Raw genomic sequence first — 2,160 nt, 5'->3', positions numbered from 1 at the left:
ATCCCTAGAAATTGGAAACAATTCCGCCACCGATCCTGGCTATACTGAGGACACGCTCACCCAAAGTAGGGGTGAGCTTTCACTCGGCAGCGATTCACATGAGTTTTTGGAAGGGCCTGTTCGGGTCAGCAGGAGCTGCTACAACCAAAGAGCCGGCGCAAACAGCTAGGGCCGACCGTCGCCAGGAAACGGTGGTGGTACGAGGGGAGACAATCCTCTTCAGCTTGGATCCCAACTTGGATCTGTACGAGCTAGAGGAGCTCTGCGATGCGGTGGGGTGGTCGCGTCGCCCCATTCACAAGGTGAGAAAAGCCCTGCAGCACAGCTTTTTGGTGGTGTCGATGTGGCAGCAGCGGGGCAGCTACCGTCGCCTCATCGGCTTTGCCCGGGCAACGTCCGACCACGCTTTCAATGCCACCATTTGGGATGTGGTGGTTCATCCCGATTTCCAGGGTAGGGGTCTGGGCAAGCGGCTGATGGAAAAGGTGATCCACGAGCTGCGCGCCCGAGACATCAGCAACATCACCCTTTTTGCCGATCAGGGAGTGGTCAGCTTTTACGAACGGCTGGGCTTCACCGCCGACCCTGAGGGGATCAAAGGCATGTTCTGGTATCCCCGCTAGCGTATGGCCCCTGTGGTGATTTTGCCCGGTTATCTGGCGGGTGCGTCGGAGTATGAGCCCCTGCGCCAAGAGCTGGAAGCCCGCGGCTATGCGGCACGGGTGGTGCCGTTGCAGGTGCGCAGTTGGTTTCCCACGCTGGGGGGAAGGCCTGTCACTCCCATCCTGTGGGCCCTTCGAGAGACCATCCAAAAGACCTGCGCTGAGTTTGGGGTTGACCGAGTTAACCTGGTGGCCCACTCCGCCGGCGGCTGGATTGCCCGCATCTACCTGGGATCCGTGCCCTATGGGGGACAGGTGTGGCAGGGGCGGGAGCAGGTCGCTGCGCTGATTAGCTTGGGATCCCCCCACACCAGCCGGGAGCGCTGGACGAAGCGCAATTTGGACTTTGTCAACACCCACTATCCGGGGGCCTTTTGGCCCGAGGTCAAATATGTGTGCGTGGCCGGCAGGGTCATCCAGGGGCAGAGGTTGAGTCTGGGATCCCTGTGGCGACAGGAGCATTATCTGGCTTGGCTGGCCTACAACAGCTATTGGCTCACGGCTGGACAGGGGGAATTGTGGGGCGATGGCATTACCCCCATCGAGGCTGCCCACCTGCAGGGGGCTGTTAACCTCACTCTGCCCAACTGCTACCATTCCGGTCGGGGTGGACGGCGCTGGTATGGATCCCCCGAGGTGGTGGAAACTTGGGCTCAGTATCTGGCTTAGGGCCGGGGTTTAGCTGCCAGGCTTGCTTGGGTCGCCGAGGGAAGTCTCGGGCAAAGAGGCGGCCGATTGGCGGCGTTCCTGCTGACGCCGGGCGGCTTTTACCATCTCCTCGACCACAGCCCGCGCCTGCTTCATGCGATCCAAACTGCTGCGATAGAGCTCCAGATCTTTTCTCACCCGCTCTGTTGAAAAGGGCAGCTTGCTCACCACATTCTCCAAAAAGCGGCGGGTGCGTTCTTCTGGTTCTTCGTAAAGGGACTTGGCCACAACTTCATAGGCTGTGTAAAGGCCAACAGCCAAGACCCGGCTGTAGGCGTAGGGCGGCTGAGTCATGCGCTCCAAAATGGCTTTCAACCCACCCACATCTTCCGCCTCTGGCTTGAGACAGAGGAGATCAAGTCTTTGACGGGGATCCCCGCTTCCCATCAACTCCAGCAGATCGCGGGCATTCTTGCGCAACACCTCCGGCTTGAGGTGCAGAGCCTTACAGAGGGCGTTGAAAATGGCTTCTCGCTGCTCAGGGGGGTGATAGGCTTCCATCAGCCCGTCGTAGAGGGTGACCAGCCCCAAGGCAAAAAACGGATCGTAGACGAAGGTGCTGTTGACGGTGGTCAGGTGCAGCTCCACCAACAACTCCTCCACCACCCGGCGATAGACGGCGTTGATCGGGCGAGGGTAGGCGCTGAAAAAGGCCGCTTTGGTGGCGGAGAGGGTGCGAACAGGATTCACAGGCAGACAAAAATGAGCTTGAGGATGGCTTCTCTGTTTTTTTATTCTCACCTGTGCTGACCCTGAGGGCAAGCTGTGTTGACATCCTCCCCGGCCTGAA

3 protein-coding genes are annotated in these 2,160 nt (G+C 59.4%); 2 read left to right on the top strand and 1 reads right to left on the bottom strand.

The features are described from left to right. The first annotated feature begins 98 nt into the window (after positions 1–98). The gene (locus NW819_RS08690; RefSeq protein WP_414343795.1) at positions 99–623 is read left to right on the top strand and encodes a GNAT family N-acetyltransferase; all 525 of its coding nucleotides are present in this window, start codon (positions 99–101) and stop codon (positions 621–623) included. Positions 624–626: 3 nt separating this feature from the next. Continuing rightward, entirely contained in the window at positions 627–1,331 is a 705-nt protein-coding gene (locus tag NW819_RS08685) for an esterase/lipase family protein (protein ID WP_011432154.1), read from the top strand. A 9-nt stretch (positions 1,332–1,340) separates the two neighbouring features. Here NW819_RS08685 and psb29 read toward each other — a convergent pair whose 3' ends face one another. Then, positions 1,341–2,060 (bottom strand): photosystem II biogenesis protein Psp29, encoded by a 720-nt coding sequence (psb29, locus tag NW819_RS08680; protein ID WP_041436186.1) that lies wholly within the window; start codon positions 2,058–2,060, stop codon positions 1,341–1,343. Positions 2,061–2,160: the final 100 nt, after the last annotated feature.

Source organism: Synechococcus sp. R8-2 (genome assembly GCF_047461715.1).
GTDB lineage: Bacteria > Cyanobacteriota > Cyanobacteriia > Thermostichales > Thermostichaceae > Thermostichus.
Note: the sequence above shows the minus strand (reverse complement) of the source record. Positions and strands in the feature narration are given on the sequence as shown.